21 protein-coding genes and 1 tRNA gene are annotated in these 17,042 nt (G+C 64.2%); 11 read left to right on the top strand and 11 right to left on the bottom strand.

Going from position 1 to position 17,042, the window contains the following annotated elements; genetic code table 11:
* Positions 1 to 15 precede the first annotated feature (15 nt).
* Positions 16 to 450 carry a DoxX family protein gene (locus ACNFH5_RS19110; protein ID WP_017517576.1) on the top strand — a complete coding sequence of 145 codons (435 nt, stop codon included), beginning with the start codon at positions 16 to 18 and terminating at the stop codon, positions 448 to 450.
* An 81-nt stretch (positions 451 to 531) separates the two neighbouring features.
* Here the strand turns inward: ACNFH5_RS19110 and ACNFH5_RS19105 are convergent, their stop codons facing one another.
* Positions 532 to 1,560, bottom strand: a complete 1,029-nt coding sequence (locus ACNFH5_RS19105; protein WP_416748593.1) for a YeiH family protein — start codon at positions 1,558 to 1,560, stop codon at positions 532 to 534.
* A 93-nt stretch (positions 1,561 to 1,653) separates the two neighbouring features.
* Between ACNFH5_RS19105 and ACNFH5_RS19100 the strand changes: the two genes are divergently transcribed.
* Complete coding sequence (locus ACNFH5_RS19100) at positions 1,654 to 2,553, top strand: LysR family transcriptional regulator (RefSeq protein WP_416748591.1); 900 nt, start codon at positions 1,654 to 1,656, stop codon at positions 2,551 to 2,553.
* On the opposite strand, the gene thpR is transcribed toward ACNFH5_RS19100, so the two are convergent.
* A complete protein-coding gene (gene thpR / locus ACNFH5_RS19095) occupies positions 2,539 to 3,057 on the bottom strand; it encodes an RNA 2',3'-cyclic phosphodiesterase (RefSeq protein ID WP_416748589.1) in 519 nt (172 codons plus the stop codon). The two genes, ACNFH5_RS19100 and thpR, sit on opposite strands and share 15 nt — an antisense overlap.
* A gap of 181 nt (positions 3,058 to 3,238) precedes the next feature.
* Between thpR and ACNFH5_RS19090 the strand changes: the two genes are divergently transcribed.
* On the top strand, positions 3,239 to 3,559 hold the full coding sequence (locus ACNFH5_RS19090) for a hypothetical protein (RefSeq protein WP_054909696.1): 321 nt from the start codon (positions 3,239 to 3,241) through the stop codon (positions 3,557 to 3,559).
* Between the two features lie 114 nt (positions 3,560 to 3,673).
* On the opposite strand, the gene greB is transcribed toward ACNFH5_RS19090, so the two are convergent.
* From greB to ACNFH5_RS19075, 3 genes are read right to left on the bottom strand one after another with little or no spacing between them, the layout of a single operon-like run.
* Positions 3,674 to 4,171: a transcription elongation factor GreB gene (gene greB / locus ACNFH5_RS19085; RefSeq protein ID WP_236170820.1), complete on the bottom strand. Its 498-nt coding sequence runs from the start codon at positions 4,169 to 4,171 to the stop codon at positions 3,674 to 3,676.
* A gap of 41 nt (positions 4,172 to 4,212) precedes the next feature.
* Positions 4,213 to 6,714, bottom strand: a complete 2,502-nt coding sequence (locus ACNFH5_RS19080; protein ID WP_416748586.1) for an ABC transporter permease — start codon at positions 6,712 to 6,714, stop codon at positions 4,213 to 4,215.
* 13 nt (positions 6,715 to 6,727) lie between these two features.
* Complete coding sequence (locus ACNFH5_RS19075; RefSeq protein ID WP_416748584.1) at positions 6,728 to 7,411, bottom strand: ABC transporter ATP-binding protein; 684 nt, start codon at positions 7,409 to 7,411, stop codon at positions 6,728 to 6,730.
* A 10-nt stretch (positions 7,412 to 7,421) separates the two neighbouring features.
* On the opposite strand from ACNFH5_RS19075, the gene ACNFH5_RS19070 reads away from it, so the two are divergent.
* The 3 genes from ACNFH5_RS19070 (at position 7,422) to ACNFH5_RS19060 (ending at position 9,449) form a co-directional block, all read left to right on the top strand.
* Complete coding sequence (locus ACNFH5_RS19070) at positions 7,422 to 8,027, top strand: arylesterase (RefSeq protein WP_416748582.1); 606 nt, start codon at positions 7,422 to 7,424, stop codon at positions 8,025 to 8,027.
* Positions 8,028 to 8,114: 87 nt separating this feature from the next.
* Positions 8,115 to 8,393, top strand: coding sequence for a hypothetical protein (locus tag ACNFH5_RS19065; protein ID WP_416748580.1), 279 nt, complete (start codon positions 8,115 to 8,117; stop codon positions 8,391 to 8,393).
* Between the two features lie 72 nt (positions 8,394 to 8,465).
* Positions 8,466 to 9,449: a L,D-transpeptidase family protein gene (locus ACNFH5_RS19060; protein WP_416748578.1), complete on the top strand. Its 984-nt coding sequence runs from the start codon at positions 8,466 to 8,468 to the stop codon at positions 9,447 to 9,449.
* Positions 9,450 to 9,590: 141 nt separating this feature from the next.
* Here ACNFH5_RS19060 and oprI read toward each other — a convergent pair whose 3' ends face one another.
* The gene (oprI, locus tag ACNFH5_RS19055) at positions 9,591 to 9,842 is read right to left on the bottom strand and encodes an outer membrane lipoprotei OprI (RefSeq protein ID WP_017517003.1); all 252 of its coding nucleotides are present in this window, start codon (positions 9,840 to 9,842) and stop codon (positions 9,591 to 9,593) included.
* Between the two features lie 413 nt (positions 9,843 to 10,255).
* Positions 10,256 to 10,345, bottom strand: a tRNA-Ser gene (locus ACNFH5_RS19050).
* Between the two features lie 161 nt (positions 10,346 to 10,506).
* On the opposite strand from ACNFH5_RS19050, the gene earP reads away from it, so the two are divergent.
* Entirely contained in the window at positions 10,507 to 11,634 is a 1,128-nt protein-coding gene (gene earP, locus ACNFH5_RS19045; RefSeq protein WP_416748576.1) for an elongation factor P maturation arginine rhamnosyltransferase EarP, read from the top strand.
* A gap of 42 nt (positions 11,635 to 11,676) precedes the next feature.
* Positions 11,677 to 12,243 (top strand): elongation factor P, encoded by a 567-nt coding sequence (gene efp / locus ACNFH5_RS19040; RefSeq protein WP_017517001.1) that lies wholly within the window; start codon positions 11,677 to 11,679, stop codon positions 12,241 to 12,243.
* 74 nt (positions 12,244 to 12,317) lie between these two features.
* Here the strand turns inward: efp and ACNFH5_RS19035 are convergent, their stop codons facing one another.
* The 3 genes from ACNFH5_RS19035 to ACNFH5_RS19025 all read right to left on the bottom strand — a co-directional run bounded on the left by ACNFH5_RS19035 (position 12,318) and on the right by ACNFH5_RS19025 (position 14,387).
* Positions 12,318 to 12,746 carry an organic hydroperoxide resistance protein gene (locus ACNFH5_RS19035; protein WP_138214829.1) on the bottom strand — a complete coding sequence of 143 codons (429 nt, stop codon included), beginning with the start codon at positions 12,744 to 12,746 and terminating at the stop codon, positions 12,318 to 12,320.
* Between the two features lie 172 nt (positions 12,747 to 12,918).
* Positions 12,919 to 13,368, bottom strand: a complete 450-nt coding sequence (locus ACNFH5_RS19030) for a MarR family winged helix-turn-helix transcriptional regulator (RefSeq protein ID WP_416748573.1) — start codon at positions 13,366 to 13,368, stop codon at positions 12,919 to 12,921.
* A gap of 62 nt (positions 13,369 to 13,430) precedes the next feature.
* Positions 13,431 to 14,387, bottom strand: a complete 957-nt coding sequence (locus ACNFH5_RS19025) for a LysR family transcriptional regulator (RefSeq protein ID WP_416748571.1) — start codon at positions 14,385 to 14,387, stop codon at positions 13,431 to 13,433.
* A 127-nt stretch (positions 14,388 to 14,514) separates the two neighbouring features.
* Between ACNFH5_RS19025 and ACNFH5_RS19020 the strand changes: the two genes are divergently transcribed.
* Positions 14,515 to 15,261 carry a sulfite exporter TauE/SafE family protein gene (locus ACNFH5_RS19020; protein WP_416748570.1) on the top strand — a complete coding sequence of 249 codons (747 nt, stop codon included), beginning with the start codon at positions 14,515 to 14,517 and terminating at the stop codon, positions 15,259 to 15,261.
* Between the two features lie 6 nt (positions 15,262 to 15,267).
* Here the strand turns inward: ACNFH5_RS19020 and ACNFH5_RS19015 are convergent, their stop codons facing one another.
* Positions 15,268 to 16,119, bottom strand: coding sequence for a LysR family transcriptional regulator (locus tag ACNFH5_RS19015; protein ID WP_416748568.1), 852 nt, complete (start codon positions 16,117 to 16,119; stop codon positions 15,268 to 15,270).
* Between the two features lie 97 nt (positions 16,120 to 16,216).
* Between ACNFH5_RS19015 and ACNFH5_RS19010 the strand changes: the two genes are divergently transcribed.
* Together ACNFH5_RS19010 and ACNFH5_RS19005 are read left to right on the top strand one after the other, a co-directional pair.
* Positions 16,217 to 16,462: a DUF1127 domain-containing protein gene (locus ACNFH5_RS19010; protein ID WP_416748678.1), complete on the top strand. Its 246-nt coding sequence runs from the start codon at positions 16,217 to 16,219 to the stop codon at positions 16,460 to 16,462.
* Between the two features lie 86 nt (positions 16,463 to 16,548).
* Positions 16,549 to 17,019, top strand: a complete 471-nt coding sequence (locus ACNFH5_RS19005) for a DUF3291 domain-containing protein (RefSeq protein ID WP_416748566.1) — start codon at positions 16,549 to 16,551, stop codon at positions 17,017 to 17,019.
* Positions 17,020 to 17,042 lie beyond the last annotated feature (23 nt).

The raw sequence follows: 17,042 nt of genomic DNA, 5'->3' as shown, positions 1-17,042 counted from the left end.
CCATAAGGACGCACCATGAACTCGCTGATCAAATCCATCCTGACCACCAACGCTGGCGCTGGCATCGCTGTACTGCGTATCACCACCGGCCTGACCTTCATGGCTCACGGCTCGCAGAAGCTCTTCGGCGCCTTCGGCGGCCCGGGCCTGCAAGGCATGGCGGGCTGGCTGGAATCCCTCGGCGTGACCCCTGGCTACCTGATGGCTGCTCTGGCCGGTAGCGCCGAATTCTTCGGCGGCCTGGCCCTGGTCCTCGGCCTGCTGGTGCGCTTGGCGAGCATCCCGCTGATCGTCGCCATGCTGGTCGCGGTGTTCAGCGTTCACCTGGCTAACGGCTTCTTCATCACCGCCAATGGCTTCGAATACGCCTTCACCCTGATCATGATCAGCGTCGCACTGCTGATCAGCGGCGCCGGCCCGTTCTCCCTGGACCGCAAGCTGTCCAGCTGATCGCCAGTGAAGTAATAGAACGCCTGTAACGAAAAAGGGCGGACACCCAAGGTGTCTGCCCTTTTTGTTTTCTCTCCGAAATCAGTGGAACAGGTACTGCACGCCGCCATTGATCAGGCCGCCGCCCACCAGCAGGAAGACGAACAGCCCGGCGCCCAGCAGCAGCGGTTTGGGGCCTTCCTTGCGCAGGTCGCCGAGTCGGGTGGCCAGCCCCAGGGCGGCCATGGCCATGCCGAGCATCACGTCGTCCAGTTGCTGCAACGGGGCCAGCCAGCTTTCCGGCACCCAGCCCAGCGAGCGCAGGCCGGTCACCAGCAGGAAGAACACGGCGAAACCGGGGATGTGCAGTTTGCGACGGGTACCCGGCTCGGCAGCTTCGGCGCAGCCAACACGACCGAGGATCAGCAGCGCCGGAGCCAGTAGCAGGACGCGCAGCATCTTGCTGATCAGCGCGGCATCGGCGGCGGCCGGGTCCATGGCGCGGCCGGCGGCGACCACCTGGGCGACTTCGTGGATGGTCGAGCCGGTGAATATGCCAAAGGCTTGCTCGCTGCCGAACAGGTTGGGCAGCGCAGCGTAGATCAACGGATGCAGCAGCATCGCCAGGGTACCGAACAGCACAACGGTGGCCACCGCGACGGCGGTATGCTCGGCGCGCGCCTTGAGCACCGGGCTGCTCGCCATCACTGCCGCGGCGCCGCAGATGGCGCTGCCGGCGCCGATCAGCAGGGCGCTTTCGCGCGGCAGCTTGAGCCAGCGTTCGCCGATCCACCAGGCCACGGTCAGAGTGCTACCTACCATCAGCACGTCGATGATCAGCGCGGCCGGGCCGAGGGCGGCGATGTCCTGGAAGGTCAGGCGCAGGCCATAGAGCACCACGCCCAGGCGCAGCAGCTGCTGGCGCGACAGGTCGATGCCGGGGCGGATGCTGCCGAAGCGGGCCAGGCCGAGGTTGCCGGCCAGCAGGCCGATGAGGATCGCCAGGGTCAGGCTGCCGAGCCCCAGGTGCTGCAGCGCAGGGATTTCCATGAGCTGGCGGGAGCCGAAGGCGATGCCCAGGCAGAGCAGGGCGCCGGGGACGTAGTAGGGCAGACGGCGAAGGGCGTTCATTACGGGCTCCTTTTGTAAGGTAAAGCCATGGTGCCGCCACTCCACTTAGTGTAAAAACGGATTGTTCTTATTAGGTTGACCGGTTTTATCGATATGGGGCCGCGCATCACCCTTCGCCAATTGGCGACCTTCACCGCCATCGCCGAACTGGGCAACGTGACCCAGGCCGCATCACGCATAGCGCTGTCGCAGTCCGCTGCCAGCCAGGCGTTGCAGGAGCTGGAGCGTACGCTCGGCACGCGCCTGTTCGACCGCAGTGGCAAGCGCCTGGCGCTCAACGACAACGGCCGTGCCTTCTACCCCAAGGCCAGCGCATTGCTGGCGCAGAGCGCAGAGCTGGAGAGCCTGTTCGAGTCGGCGCCGGTGCAGTTGAGCCTGGGTGCCAGCCGCAGCATCGGCGGCTACCTGCTGCCGCAGGTGATGTCCGGCTTTCTCCGCGCGTTGCCTGAAAGCCGCCTGGAGCTGCAGGTCGCCAACAGTGGCGGGGTGATCGAGGCATTGGCCGAATTCAGGCTGGATGTGGCCTTCATCGAGGCACCGATCCAGCATCCGCAGATCCAGCTCACGCCCTGGATGGACGATGAACTGTTGCTGGTAGTGGCGCCGGATCATCCCCTGGCGCTGGCTGAGCGCATCAGCCTGCAGGACCTGGCGGCGGCGCGCTGGGTGCTGCGCGAGGCAGGTTCGGGCACCCGAGTGACATTCGAGCAGCAGGTGTTGCCGCGCCTGGGCAGCGTTAACGCGCCGCTGGAGGTGAGCAACGCCGAAGCGATCAAGCAACTCGTCGGCAGCGGATTCGGCATCGGCTGCCTGTCGCAGCGCGTAGTGCAGGCAGAGCTGGTGCGCGGCGAGCTGGTGCGCCTGGACAACCCGCTAGGGCCGTTGCGGCGTACGTTCTTCCGTGCGCTGCATATCGACAAGTACCCCACCGCCGGCCTGCGTCGTTTCCTCGATTACGCCGAGGAATGGGCGGTGCGTTCAGCAGCGCTCTAGCGGCCACTCGCCGATGGCGCGATAGCGCACGCCGGTGGGGCTGTTTTCCGAGCTGAACAGCGTCACGGCCTGCGCTGGCAAGCGGAATGACGCCGTGGCCGCCGGCGTGTGGTGCGCGTGGCGTGCGAGGGTGATGTGAGGGTGGAAGGGGCGGTGCTCGACCTCGAATCCTCCTGCCTTCAATTCCTCGCGCAGCGCATGGACCAGCTCGTGCAGCGCGGTCGGCACTTCGCTGGGCGCGAGGTGAAGGATGCCGTTGGACCAGCGCGCAATGTGGTCCAGTTCCAGGTTGAAACCCTGGCGCGGCAGGCGTTCGCCGATGGCTCGGAGTTCCGCCTTGCGGCCGCGGGGCACTGAGCCGAGGAAGGCGAGTGTCAGGTGCAGGTTGGCCTGGGCAACGGGCTGGCCGTCGAGGTGCAGGCCGTCGCGCCAGGCGCAGATCCGCACCGCCAGTTCCGGCGGGCAGGGCAGGGCGAAGAACAGGCGCAGGGGTGGGGTGGTCATCGACTGAAGTCTCCTTGACAGCTTTGCCGGGGCTTCTCTAGGATGCCGCACAGCGCCGATTTAAGTAGCAACTTGCGGGGCGCGGATGCAGCGATGGCTGACATCGAAATACCGCTAAAGCGCTGGTTCGGTGTGCCTCTCGCCGCGTCCAGCAGGACCCCTGAGGCGGAGACGTGACACCATGACCTGTCCCAACCCGCATGTGCGCCTGGCCCCGATCACCACCGGCCTGGTTCGCCGCAACCCGAAGATTCTCCTGGGCGGTAATCACCAGCCCACTCTCGTCCGTTACCTCGATGGCTGGCCCAAGCGCTGGAACGGCTCGCGTACCTTCCTGATCCAGTTCGCCGAAACCTTTGCCGATCTCGCGCGTTTCCCTTCTGATAGCTTCGATTTTGCCGTGGTCCAGTCGCCAGTGGCCGAGCAGTTGGAGTCGGCCATCCACGAGCTGACCCGTGTTGCTCGGCAAGGCCTGATCACTCGGCGCCCGCCGTCGCTCTGAGCTCCAGGTTAAGCCTGTAGGAGCGAGCTTGCTCGCGAACGGATTTCCCGGCAGCTCCAGTGTTGGGCGGGTTCGCGAGCAAGCTCGCTCCTACAAGTGCAGTGCCTGCGTTGCTCAGGGGTACTCGATTTCCACCACGAACCAGAGCTTCTCGCCTGACGGGCTGCGCACCATCACCTCGGCGTCCAGCTCTTTGCCCACCAGCGCGCGGGCCAGTGGCGAGTCGATGCTGATGTGGTTGTTGCGCAGGTCCAGTTCGTCCGGGCCGACGATGCGGTAGCGGGCCTGTTCGCCGTCCTCGTCTTCCAGGGTGACCCAGGCGCCGAAGTAGACCTTGTTCGGATCGGCCGGGCGCTCGCTGACCACCTTGCAGTTTTCCAGGCGCTTGCGCAGGAAGCGCACGCGGCTGTCGATCTCCCGCAGCATCTTCTTGCCGTAGGTGTACTCGGCGTTCTCAGAGCGATCACCTTGCGCGGCAGCCTCGCTGACCGACTGGGTCACCTGGGGCCGGCGCACGTTCCACAGTTCATGCAGTTCGGCGCGCAGGCGCGCTTCGCCTTCGGGAGTGATCAGCGGGGTACCAGCGGGGCGGGGCGGACGATAACGGCTCATGGCTTCCAGTGCGGCGAGGGTGATCGGGCCAGTCTACCCGATCAGCTCTCGCGCAGCAGGCGCAGTGGGCTCACGTTGAGCGCACGGCGGGTGCCCAGCAAGCCGGCGCCGCCCACCAGTAGGGCCCCCAGCACCGGTAGTACCAGCAACCAGGGATGCGGGCTCCACGGCAGGTCGAACACCAGCCGGTAGAGCAGGTAGCTGATCAGCTCGCAGCCCAGCGCCGCGAGTAGGCCGCTGACGGCGCCGAGCAGGGCAAACTCGCTGCGCCGCGTGCGCATCAGCAGGCTGCGTTCAGCGCCCAGGGCACGCAGCAGCGCGCCTTGGCGCAGGCGTTCATCGAGGGTGGCCTGCAGGCCGGCGAACAGCACCACGAAGCCGGCGGCGAGGACGAATACCAGCACGTACTCCACGGCCAGGGTCACCTGGTCGAGGATGCTGCGCAGTTGCGCGAGCAGCGCGTCAACGGGAAGCAGGGTGACGGTGGGATAGGCGCGTGCCAGTTCGATCAGTTGGCGCTCCTGGCTGATGGGCAGATAGAAGCTGGTCAGGTAGGTCACCGGCAGGTCGGTCAGGGTGCCCGGCTCGAAGACCATGAAGAAGTTGGGCTGGAAGTTGTCCCATTTCACCGAGCGCAGGCTGCGGATCTGCGCTTCGCGGGTCTGTCCGGCGACGGTGAAGCTGAGGTGGTCGCCAACGTTCAGGCCGAGGTTGCCAGCGAGCTTTTCTTCCACCGACACGCCCGGTAGATCGCTCTTTTCCCCCGTCTTCCACCAGGCGCCCGCGACTATCTGGTTGCCCGCGGGCAGGCGCGCGGACCAGGTCAGGCCCAGGTCGCGTTGCAGGGCTCGCTCGCTGCGGATGTCCTCGTTCATGGCATGAACCGGCTTGCCGTTCACCGCCACCAGGCGGCCGGGAACCATCGGGTAGAGGTCTTCGGCATTGGGCGACAGCGCCTTTACCCGCTGCTCGAAGCCATCTTTCTCGGCGGGGAGGATATTCAGCGCGAAGTGGTTCGGTGCGTTGGGCGGCAGCTGGGAGTGCCAGGTGTCCAGCAGCTCGCCGCGCAGCAAGGCGATCAGCGCCATGGCCAGCAGGATCAAGCCGAAGGCGAGGCTCTGCCCGGCGGCGGCCAGCGGGTAGCGCAGTAGTTGGCCGAGGCCCAGTCGCCAGGGTAGGCTGGCGCCTTGCAGCGCCCTGCGCAGGCCGCGCAGGGCGAGCAGCAGGATGAAGCCGAGGATTACCGCAGCGATAGCGCCGCCGCCTAGCAGGGCGAGGGTGAGTTTCAGGTCCAGGCTCAGCCGCCACATGATCAGGCCGAGGGCGAGCAGGGCGCAGCCATAGGCGGCCCAGGTGCGCATCGGCACTGGCAGCAGGTCGCTGCGCAGCACCCGCAGAGGCGGTACACGCCCGAGCGCGGCGAGTGGCGGCAGGGCGAAGCCGGCGAGGGCGACCAGTCCGGTGGCCATGCCGGCAAGCGCGGGCACGATGCCAGCGTCGGGGATTTCCGGCGGCAGCAAGTTGCCCAGTAAATGCATCAGGCCGAGCTGCGCGAGCCAACCGAGGAAGGCGCCACACATACTGGCGACCAGGCCCAGGACGAACAGTTGGCTGCCATACAACAACAGGGCTTCGCGACGCGACAGGCCGAGGCAGCGCAGCAGCGCGCTGGCGTCGAAGCGGCGGGTGGCGAAGCGGTTCGCCGAGAGCGCCACCGCCACGCCGGCGAGCAGCACGGCAGCAAGGCTGGCGAGGTTCAGGTAGCGCTCGGCGCGGCCCAGGGCATCGCCGATCTGGCGGTTGCCATGGTGGGCGTCCTGCAGTTCCTGGTTGGCGGCAAGGTTGCCCTGGGTAGCTTTCCGGTAAGTTTGCAGCGCATCGTGCGCGCCGCCCCAGAGGTCGCGATAGCGCACCCGGCTGCCGGGCTGCACCACGCCGGTAGCGGCAAGGTCCTGCAGGCTCATCATCACGCGCGGGGTAAGGCTGTAGAAGTCTCCGGCGCGGTCCGGTTCATAGGTCAGTACGCGGGCGATGCGCAGGGACTTGCGACCGATGTCGACGCTGTCGCCGATCTTCAGGTCGAGGCTGGCCAGCAGGCGCGATTCGATCCAGATTTCGCCCGGCGCCGGACGGCCGCCCTCGACTTCCGGTTGCAAGGGCGCTGGCGCGCTTTTCAGTTCGCCGCGCAAGGGATAGCTGTCGCCAACGGCCTTGACGCTGCTCAGCTGGATGCCGTTGTCGGTGGCTACCACGCTGGAGAACTCGACGCTCTGCGCGTGCTTCAGGCCGAGCTTGAGGCCGCTGTCGATCTGCTGCTGTTGGGCCGGCTGGGTGCCGGTGAGTACCAGGTCCGCACCGAGGAATTCGGCAGCGCGGACCAGCATGGCGCCGTTCAGGCGAGCGCTGAAGTAGCCGATCGCGGAGCTGGCTGCCACCGCTACCAGCAGGGCGAAGAACAGCACGCGCAGCTCGCCGCTGCGGCCCTCGCGCCACAGTTGGCGCAGGGACAGGCGGAACAGGTTGGGCAGCGACAGTGGCTTCATCGGCTCTCGTCCGTCAGGGTTCGACGTGGTCGATCAGGTGGCCGCTTTCCAGACGGATATGGCGCTGGCAGCGGTGGGCGAGGCGTTCGTCGTGGGTCACCAGGACCAGGGTGGTGCCGCGCTCGCGGTTCAGCTCGAAGAGCAGGTCGCTGATGCGCTCGCCGGTGTGGGTATCGAGGTTGCCGGTGGGTTCGTCGGCGAACAGGACGTCCGGCTCGGCCGCGAAGGCGCGGGCGATGGCGACCCGCTGCTGTTCGCCACCGGAGAGCTGGCGCGGGTAGTGGCTCAGGCGCTGGCCGAGGCCAACCCGTTCGAGCAGTTCGCGGGCGCGCTGCTCGGCGTCTTTGCGGCCATCCAGTTCCAGCGGCAGCATGACGTTCTCCAGCGCATTGAGACTGTCGAGCAACTGGAAGGACTGGAAGACGAAGCCGACGTGCGCCGCGCGTACCCGTGCACGTTGGTCTTCATCGAGGCTGCCGAGCGTGTGCCCGAGCAGGACGATCTCGCCGCCGCTCGGCAGGTCGAGCCCGGCGAGCAGGCCGAGGAGGGTGGATTTGCCCGAGCCGGAACTGCCGACGATGGCGAGGCTGTCGCCGCGGGCGAGGTCGAGGGAGAGATCGTGGAGGATGGTCAGCTTGCCTTCCGCGCTGGAAACAACCTTGCTAAGGTTCCGCGCGGTGAGAATGCGTTCGCTCATGGAGAATCCGATGCGTGCATGGCTAATGGGCGGCTGCCTGGCGTTGCTTCTGATCACGCAGCAGGCCGCGGCGCAGACGCTGTTGGTCGTCGGCGATAGTATCAGCGCCGGTTTGGGGCTGGATACCAGCCTGGGGTGGGTCAGCCTGCTGGACAAGCGGCTGAAGGAGCAGGGTTTCGACTACCAGGTGGTGAATGCGTCGATCTCCGGCGACACCACGGCGGGAGGCCTCGCGCGGCTGCCGGCGCTGCTTTCGGAGCAGAAGCCGAAGCTGGTGGTGATCGAGTTGGGCGGCAATGACGGCCTGCGTGGAATGGCGCCGGCGCAATTGCAACAGAATCTTAATGCGATGGTTCAGCAGTCGCAGAAGTCGGGTGCCAAGGTAATGCTCCTCGGCATGCGCCTGCCGCCCAACTACGGGCAGCGCTATACCGATGCGTTCGCCAAGGTCTTCGACAGCGTGGCGAGCGAGCAGAAGGTTCCGCTGGTACCGTTCTTCCTCGAAGGGGTAGGGGGCGTGCAGGACATGATGCAGGCCGACGGTATTCATCCGGCGGTGGCGGCACAGCCTAAACTGCTCGACAACGTGTGGCCGACGCTCAAACCTCTGCTTTGATGACTAGCGGCACGGATAAACCACGGAATCGAGGCTTCCCCGCGCCCGGCCTTTCGGCTATGTTTGCGCACCCTTCTGGAACCCCCTATGTCGCGCCCCGCCTGGACCCTCTTCGCCTACCAGTTGATCGAGCCCGATGAGCAGCTGGATCTGTTCGCCTGCCGCGAGATCCGGGTGCATCTTGTTGCGCGCCAACTGGAGCTGGGAACCTCGGCCGACCGTACGCTTTGCGGCAGCCTGTTGCCGGCGCAGCCCTTGTGGCGCGGGGTGGAGAAGCCATTGCTGCGCGATCGGCGCATCTGCGCGGCCTGCCTGAAACAACTGGAAGAGGAAAAGCGCGGCGCGCGCAGTTCCTGGCTCGTCTGATATCTCCCGTTGACGGGGCTTGCGGTGGTAAACTGATCATCTTTGCTCATTGCCCACGTCAAGGATCCTCGGATGTTGTCGCGCGTCATTGCCGCCTGCTCGCTGTCCCTCGCCGCGCTGCTCTCGGCCGGCCCCGTTTCCGCCATTGAATTGCCGCTGCCGGCGCCGGGTGACGATATCGTCGGCCAGGTCCAGGTGATCAAGGCCAAGTACGAAGACACTTTCGCCGACCTCGGCGAGAAGTACGGCCTCGGCTATTCCGAGATGATCGCCGCCAACCCGGGTGTTGATGCCTGGCTGCCGGGCGTGGGCACCGAGGTCATCATTCCGACCCGCTTCGTCCTGCCGGCCGGTCCGCGTGAAGGTGTGGTGATCAACCTTGCCGAATACCGCCTCTACTACTTCCCCAAGGACAAGAACGTCGTCTACACCTACGCCCTGGGCATCGGTCGTGAAGGCTGGGGTTCGCCGGTGGGCAGCACCAGCGTGATCGCCAAGACCAAGGACCCGGCCTGGTATCCGCCGGCGTCGATCCGTGCCGAGCACGCCGCCGATGGCGATCCGCTGCCGTCCGTGGTACCGCCGGGTCCGGACAACCCGCTGGGTCCTTACAAGATGAGCCTGGGCTTCCACGGTTATCTCATCCATGGTTCGAACAAGAAGTTCGGTATCGGTACCCGCACCAGCCACGGTTGCTTCCGTATGTACAACTGGGACGTGACCCAGTTGTTCTCGATGATCCCGGTAGGCACCAAGGTGCGCATCATCAACGAGCCGTACAAGTTCGGTCGCAGCGAAGGCAAGATCTACCTCGAGGCCCATGCGCCGATCGACGACAACGGTGATCCGTCGGTGGTCGACAAACACACTGCAGTGATCAACGCCCTGCTCAAGCGCGAAGACATCGCCAGTCAGATGCAGATGGACTGGAACGTGGTGCGTGAAGTGGTGGCTGCCGAAGATGGCCTGCCGGTTGCCATTGCCCAGCCGCAGCAAGTGCAGCAGGGCGGTTCGGTTGCCGCAACTGTCGACCAGGATGCCATGCCGCTGCAGTAACTCGCCGCGTGCAATCAAAGAGCCCGCCGACCCTCACCGGTCGAGCGGGCTTTTTGTTGCCTGCTTGGCTCGGGTAACAAAACTGCGGGCATAAAAAAACCGACCCCGGAGGGTCGGTTTTCTAACAGATCCGAAGATCTATTACTTGCGGCTGGCTTTGTCCAGCATACGCAGGGCGCGCTCGTTAGCCTCGTCAGCGGTCTGCTGGGCTTTCTGAGCGGCGGCCAGAGCTTCGTCAGCCTTGCGATAGGCTTCATCGGCACGGGCTTGAGCGCGAGCAGCGGCGTCTTCAGTAGCGGTCAGACGTGCTTCGGTTTCTTTCGAGTGGCTGCTGCAACCGGTGGCCAGAACAGCAGCCAGAGCCAGAGCAGAGAATTTCAGAACGTTGTTCATCGTGTTCCCCTTAAGGTGGACATTTCCATTAAAAGCAATCTCCCATGACTGGGAAATTAGCCGGACTACATAGTACCCATTACTTGTAGTAAGTAAACTGACCAAGCGCAAGTACGGCACTTTTTTTTCATGTTACGGGTGCTGTTAGCAGTTATCCGAGGCCGATTTGGGCAAAAACTGTCCAATCTGGCAAAGGAGTGTTTCCAACAGGTGTCAGGCGGGGGTTGAGGCTGGTTTCCAGTGGGCGGAACCAAGCTGTCAGATGACTGTCGACAATGATCGAACAACTGTTTAATCGCCGTTGTGCATTTGTCCAACTGACAACTTGCAACTAGGCCGCAACAGGTGAAGAAAGTGTGAAGGGGAAAACGAAAAAGCCCGGCTAATTGCTTAGCCGGGCTTTTTCATGAATCTGGCGGTGAGGGAGGGATTCGAACCCTCGATACGATTTCTCGTATACACACTTTCCAGGCGTGCTCCTTCAACCGCTCGGACACCTCACCAGATTTCTCGACAGCGCTGTGTCTGTCGAGGCGCGCACTTTACTCAAAGGTTTTCTCCTTGGCAAATCTTTTTTGAAAATTTTTTCCAAGGGATTCATCGGCTTAACGAGCGCGGCCAGGATCTCGGGTACACTGGCGCCTTCTGATCCGCGGGGAAGCGCATGGCCAGCTGGGATATCTTCTGCAGCGTAGTCGACAACTATGGCGATATCGGCGTCACCTGGCGGCTGGCGCGCCAACTGGCGGGCGAGCATCGGCAGCAGGTGCGGCTGTGGGTCGACGACGTCTCGGCCTTCGCTCGCATCTGTCCAGCGGCTGATAGTGGGGCCGCATCGCAGTGGCAGGCGGGCGTGGAAGTTCGCCTGTGGCCGAAGCCCTGGCAGAGTGCTGCGGCGGCGGACGTGGTGATCGAGGCCTTCGCCTGTGAGATGCCGGCTGCCTATATAGAGGCGATGAGTCGGCGCCAGACGCCGCCTCTGTGGCTGAACCTGGAATACCTCAGCGCCGAGTCCTGGGTGGAGTCCTGCCACGGCTTGCCGTCCTTGCAGCCCAGCGGCTTGCAGAAGTACTTCTATTTTCCCGGATTCACTCCGGCCACGGGTGGGCTGCTGCGCGAGGGCGACCTGATCGCCCGGCGCGATGCCTTCCAGGCCGATCCTTCTGCGAGCCTTCGTTTCCTTGGGGGGCTCGGTGTACACCCGCGTGCGCAGGAGCGGTGCATTTCCCTGTTCGCCTATGAGAATGCTGCATTGGGCGACTGGCTGGATGCATTGGCCGTGGGCACTGTCGCCACCTTGTTGCTGGTGCCGGAGGGTAGGGTGGTCGCCGATGTCGAGCGCTGGGCGGGGCAGACGCTGGGAGTGGGGCAGCAGTACCAGAAGAATGCCCTGCGCCTGCAGGTGCTGCCCTTCGTGCGCCAGGAAGACTACGACCCGCTGCTGTGGAGTTGCGATTTCAACGCGGTGCGTGGCGAGGATTCGTTCGTGCGGGCGCAATGGGCGGGGCGGCCATTCGTCTGGCACATCTATCAACAGGATGAGGATATCCACCTGGAGAAGCTGGAGGCCTTCCTGGCCCTGTTCGGCGAGGGGATGGATGAGGCGCTGCGGGTGGAGTTGCAGTCCTTCTGGATGGCCTGGAATGGTCAGGGTGATATCGGCGATGCCTGGCAAAAGCTGGAAAGCCGGCTGCCGGAGTGGGCTGCGTGGATTGGCAATTGGCAGCGGCGGCTGAGCGAACAAACCGATCTTGCCGCGGGGCTGGTGCGTTTTTATACAAATTGGCTATGATATGGCCCCTGATTTTTGTCTCCAATCCAATCGGATAATCGTATGAAAACCGCACAAGAGTTCCGCGCTGGCCAGGTTGCCAACATCAATGGCGCCCCCTGGGTCATCCAGAAGGCCGAGTTCAACAAGTCCGGCCGTAACTCCGCGGTCGTCAAGATGAAGCTGAAGAACCTGCTGACCGGTGCCGGCACCGAGACCGTGTTCAAGGCCGACGACAAGCTGGAGCCGATCATCCTCGATCGCAAGGAAGTAACCTACTCCTACTTCGCGGACCCGCTGTATGTCTTCATGGACACCGAGTTCAACCAGTACGAGATCGAGAAAGACGATCTGGAAGGCGTGCTGACCTTCATCGAAGACGGCATGACCGACGTCTGCGAAGCCGTCTTCTACAACGAGAAAGTCATCTCCGTTGAACTGCCGACCACCATCGTTCGCGAAATCGTCTACACCGAGCCGGCTGTCCGTGGCGACACCTCCGGTAAAGTGATGAAGACCGCTCGCCTGAAGAACGGTGCTGAAGTCCAGGTTTCCGCCTTCTGCGAAATCGGCGACTCGATCGAAATCGATACCCGCACTGGCGAGTACAAGTCCCGCGTCAAGGCCTGAGCCTGATCCGAGACACAAAAAAGCCCGGCTGATGCCGGGCTTTTTCGTTTCTGCGGCTAGGGGTGCGAGCTGAATCAGACGCTGACGTTCAGGCGCACGTCGATGTTGCCGCGGGTGGCGTTGGAGTAGGGGCAGACCTGGTGGGCCTTGGCGACCAGCTCTTCGGCCTCGGCCTGGTCCAGGCCCGGCAGGTTGATGTTCAGTTCCACTTCCAGGCCGAAACCGCCGGGGATCTGGCCGATGCCGACCTTGCCGGTGATCGAGGCGTCCGCGGGGATCTGCTTCTTGCTCTGGCTGGCGACGAACTTGATGGCGCCGATGAAGCAGGCCGAGTAGCCGGCGGCGAACAGTTGTTCCGGGTTGGTCGCTTCGCCGCCCGCACCGCCCAGTTCGCGCGGGGTGGACAGTTTCACGTCGAGGATGCCGTCCGAGGAAACGGCACGGCCGTCACGGCCTCCGGTGGCGGTAGCGGTGGCGGTGTAGAGGGCTTTGATGGTTTGCATGGTGGTCTCCGATTCGCTGTCAGGTAGGTCTGGTTGAGAATGCCTTGCTGCTTAATGTTTTGTGCGCTAAGCAGTTCGTGAGATAAAAGTTAGTTCTATTTAATTTGGTGCGCAAGATAATTATTGGAAGATTTCTGACTAAGGAACCTGCAGCTTTGGCATAAGCGCCGGATTACGGGGCTTGCAGGTGCCCGCGCAGGTCCACGAGCTCCTCCTGGAGACGCTTCAGACTGTCCAACGTTAGACCGCTGCTGGCCAGGATGCAGGCCGGAATGCTCTCCGCCTGTCGGCGCAGCTCTCGCCCCTTGTCGGTCAGGCGCAGTTGCACCACGCGTTCGTCCGCCTGGCTGCGGGTGCGGGTGATCAGGCCCTCGGCCTCCAGGCGCTTGAGCAGGGGCGTAAGAGAGCCAGGGTCGGTGAGCATGCGTGAGCTGATCTCGCCCACGGTGATGCCGTCTTCTTCCCACAGCACCAGCATGGCGATGTACTGCGGGTAGGTAAGTCCCAGCTCCTGCAACAGCGGCTTGTAGACCTTGGTCATTTGCAGGGAGGTGGAGTAGAGGGCAAAGCACAGCTGGTTATCCAGCTTGAGGGCTTCGCAGGTCGGGTCTGGCTTGGTCATGGCGTGCTCCTGGCTGGGCACTCGAAGCTAAGAGGTGATTGCGCATTAATTTAGCGCGGCGGTTAATTCTTGAACAGCGCTTCTTCCAGGGCGGCATCCCAGGGCGGCGGAAAGCCGAAGCGCTTCAACAGGAAGGCCAGCAAGCGTTCGCTACGCGGGTGGGTGCCGCGCTCCAGGCGCAATGCATGGATGACGCCGGGCTCCGGTTCAGGAAGGCCGTTCTCGCAGAACAATGGCCGCAGCTGGCCGCTGATCAGGTATTCACTGCACAGCCAGGTGGGCAGGTGAGCCAGTCCGATCCCCTGCAGTGCGCCCTCCACCAGGGTTTCGGCATTGTTGGCGGTCATCCGCAATCGGCGCGGCCGCAGATGTTGCAGCTTGCCGTCGAGAAGGAAGCGCCAGGCCAGCGGCGGCGCCAGGCCTTCCCAGTCGAGGCCGATGTGTTCAGGCAGCTCCAGGGGTGAAGCCGGCCTGCCGTGTTGCCGCAGGTAGGCGGGGCTGGCGCAGACGATCCGGCGCATGGGCGCCAGTCGCGTGGCGACCAGGCGGCTGTCGGGCAGGGTGCCGATACGCAGGACCAGATCGACCTGGCCGAGGTTCTCCCCGCGGGTATCGGTGAAGCTGTCGATCAGCCGCAGTTGCACGTCCAGGCCGGGATTGGCGGTGAGAAAGTCCGCCAGTGCCGGCGCCAGGTGGCGGCGGCCGAAGGGCACCGGGGCGTCGATGCGGATCAGGCCTTCCGGGGCGGTGCTCAGCGATACCGCTTCCGCTCGCGCCTGGCGCAGCTCGCTGACGATCCGCCGTGCCCGTTCTGCGAACGCCAGGCCTGCCGGCGTGGCACGTACGTTGTGGGTGCTGCGGACCAGCAGGGTCGAGCCCAAGCCGTGCTCCAGGGCATCCATGCGTCGCGCCACGGCCGACGGGGTGAGCTGGCGCAGGCGGGCGGCAGCGGAGAAGCTGCCGTTGTCGAGCACATCCAGGTAAAGGTCGAGTTGGTCTTCGAGGCTGGAAGGGTTCATGGCGGTTGTTCCTTGCGCTGCGCGGGCGCTTTCTCTTTGCAAATAACGCAAAGCCATTGTGCTGCGCTTTGCGTTTCCCATCCAGCCGGGGTTTTCTAGGATGGTCGCACTGTTGTGGAGGTGCGTGATGTGGGACCTGGTTCTGGACTTTCTGCTAGGCGTCGTCCTGGGCAGCCTGGGTGGGCTGTTCGGCATCGGCGGCGGGCTGCTGGCGATTCCTGCGCTGGGGGTGCTGTTCGGGCTGGACCAGCAACTGGCACAGGGCACTGCGCTGGTGATGGTGGTGCCAAACGTGCTGCTGGCGATCTGGCGATACCACCAGCGCAATCGCATCGATTTCGCCCAGGCCGGCGTATTGGCGCTGACCGGCCTGGTCTGCGCATTCTTTGCTTCGAGCATTGCGGTGAACCTGGACGCCCGCAGCATGCGCACTGCCTTTGTGGTCTTCCTCGTGCTGCTGGCGCTCTATCTGCTGGTGCGCCTGTTCCAGCATGTGCCCCAGGGCGGCAGCACGCCGCGCTACGGCCTGCCGTGGATGGGCGTGCTGGGGCTGGGCGCGGGTTCGCTAGGCGGGCTATTCGGTGTGGGGGGCGGAGTGCTGGCGACGCCGGTGCTGACCTCGGTATTCGGCCTGACCCAGGTGATCGCACAAGGGCTGGCACTGGCTCTGGCGGCGCCCAGCACGGGCGTGGCGCTGGCAACCTATGCGGTGCACGGCCATGTGGACTGGCGCATGGGCACCGCGTTGGCGCTGGGCGGGCTGGTGAGCATTTCCTGGGGCGTGCGCCTGGCCCATGCGCTGCCCGAGCGTCAGTTGCGCATGGCCTTCAGTGCGTTCCTGATCGTCTGTGCGGTGCTGCTGGCAGTGCGTTGAACCGCCTTATGAGCGGAAGCCCTCGACAATGTACTCGGCCAGCTTGTCGGTCACCGGGGTCATCTTCTGCCCGCGCAGCAGCACGATGCTGGCGTTGGGCAGCACTGGCAGGCCTTCGTCCTCGCCGATGATGCGCAGGTTGCCGGTGAGCAGGCTGCGCAATTGCGCGGTCACTGCCAGGCCGGCGTTGGCCACGGCGAAGAGGGCGGACAGACTCGGGCTGCTGTAGGCAATGCGGTAGTCCACCTCCATCGCCTCCAGCGCATTGCAGGCCCAGGCGCGGCAGAAGCAGGCGGTGTTGAACATCGCCAGCGGCAGCGGGCGCTGGTCCTGCGGGCAGAAGCTCTCGGCGGCCATCCAGACGAAGTCTTCCTGGCGCAGCAACTGGCCGATCTCGGTGCCCGGCTCGCGGGTGACGATCGACAGGTCCAGGTCGTTACGCATCAGCAATTGTGCGGAGGAATCGCAGTGCACTTCCACTTGCACCAGCGGGTAGGCCTCGGCGAAGCGCGAAAGTATGGTCGGCAGGAATCGCATGACGTAGTCATCCGGCGTGCCGATCTTCACCGAGCCGACCATGTGCGGCTGGCGGAAGGTGTTGAACACCTCGCCCTGCAATCGCAGGATGCGCCGCGCGTAGCCCAGCAGGATCTGCCCCTCAGGTGTCAGCCGCACCTGGCGGCCGTCGCGCTCGAACAGGCTGCGCTCCAGCACGTCTTCTTCCAGGCGTTTCATCTGCATGCTCACCGCGGACTGGGTGCGGTTGACCATCTCGGCCGCGCGGGTGAAGCCGCCGTGGTCGGCGATGGCGACGAAGGTGCGCAGCAGTTCGCTGTCGATGCTGGGGAAGCTGCTCATTCATCAATCTCCGAGATGGGTCGCATAAGAATGATTCGTTGGATTGATCTTAGCGCGAGCGTGAAACTGCATCCAACCCCACTGGGAGGGAAGCATGATGAAAGGTCAACTTGGTTTCGTAGCAGCGTCCTACCATGTCCAAAGAACTTCTGTTCGCAAAACCGCAGCCGCGCCGCTGTGGAAGCGCGCCTTGCAGCGTGTCCTGCACTGGCATGAACTGGCCCGCCAGCGCCGTGAACTGGCGACCATGAGTGATGAGGCGCTCAAGGACATCGGCTTGACCCGCGCCGATATCCAGCAGGAAGTCGAGCGCCCGTTCTGGATGGATTATGTCCGCCGCTGAGTTCTTCCACATTGAACAGGCCGGGCGGCACGGACCCTCGCCGTGTCGCCCGTGCTCATGATTGAAGAAGCATGACAAGGAAGCCCATGTCCACGTCCTACCATCTCGCCCAGGTCAACATTGCCAAGGCTCGCGCCCCGCTGGATCACCCCCTGATGAAGGGTTTCGTCGACCAGCTTGACCACATCAATGCCCTTGCCGAGCGCAGCCCCGGTTTCATCTGGCGCCTGCAGACGGAGGAGGGCGATGCCACCTCCATCCGCGTCTTCGACGATCCGCTGATCATCGTCAACCTTTCCGTCTGGGAGTCGGTCGAGACGCTCAAGGACTACGTCTATGGTGGCGAGCACCTGCAGGTGTTGCGCAACAAGCGCGACTGGATGGAACGCCTGTCCGCCCCCAGTCTGGCGCTCTGGTGGCTGCCCGAAGGCGAACTGCCCGATGTGCAGATGGCTCGCGACCGCCTGGAGCGTCTGCGAACAGAAGGCCCCTCAGCGGATGTCTTCACCTTCGCCCGTCCGTTTCTCGTACCCGAGCGGCTCGGCGAACCCGCCTGATGCAGCCAGGCATTGCGATTGGA

This window comes from Pseudomonas sp. NY15435, from assembly GCF_048068295.1.
GTDB lineage: Bacteria > Pseudomonadota > Gammaproteobacteria > Pseudomonadales > Pseudomonadaceae > Pseudomonas.
Note: the sequence above shows the minus strand (reverse complement) of the source record. Positions and strands in the feature narration are given on the sequence as shown.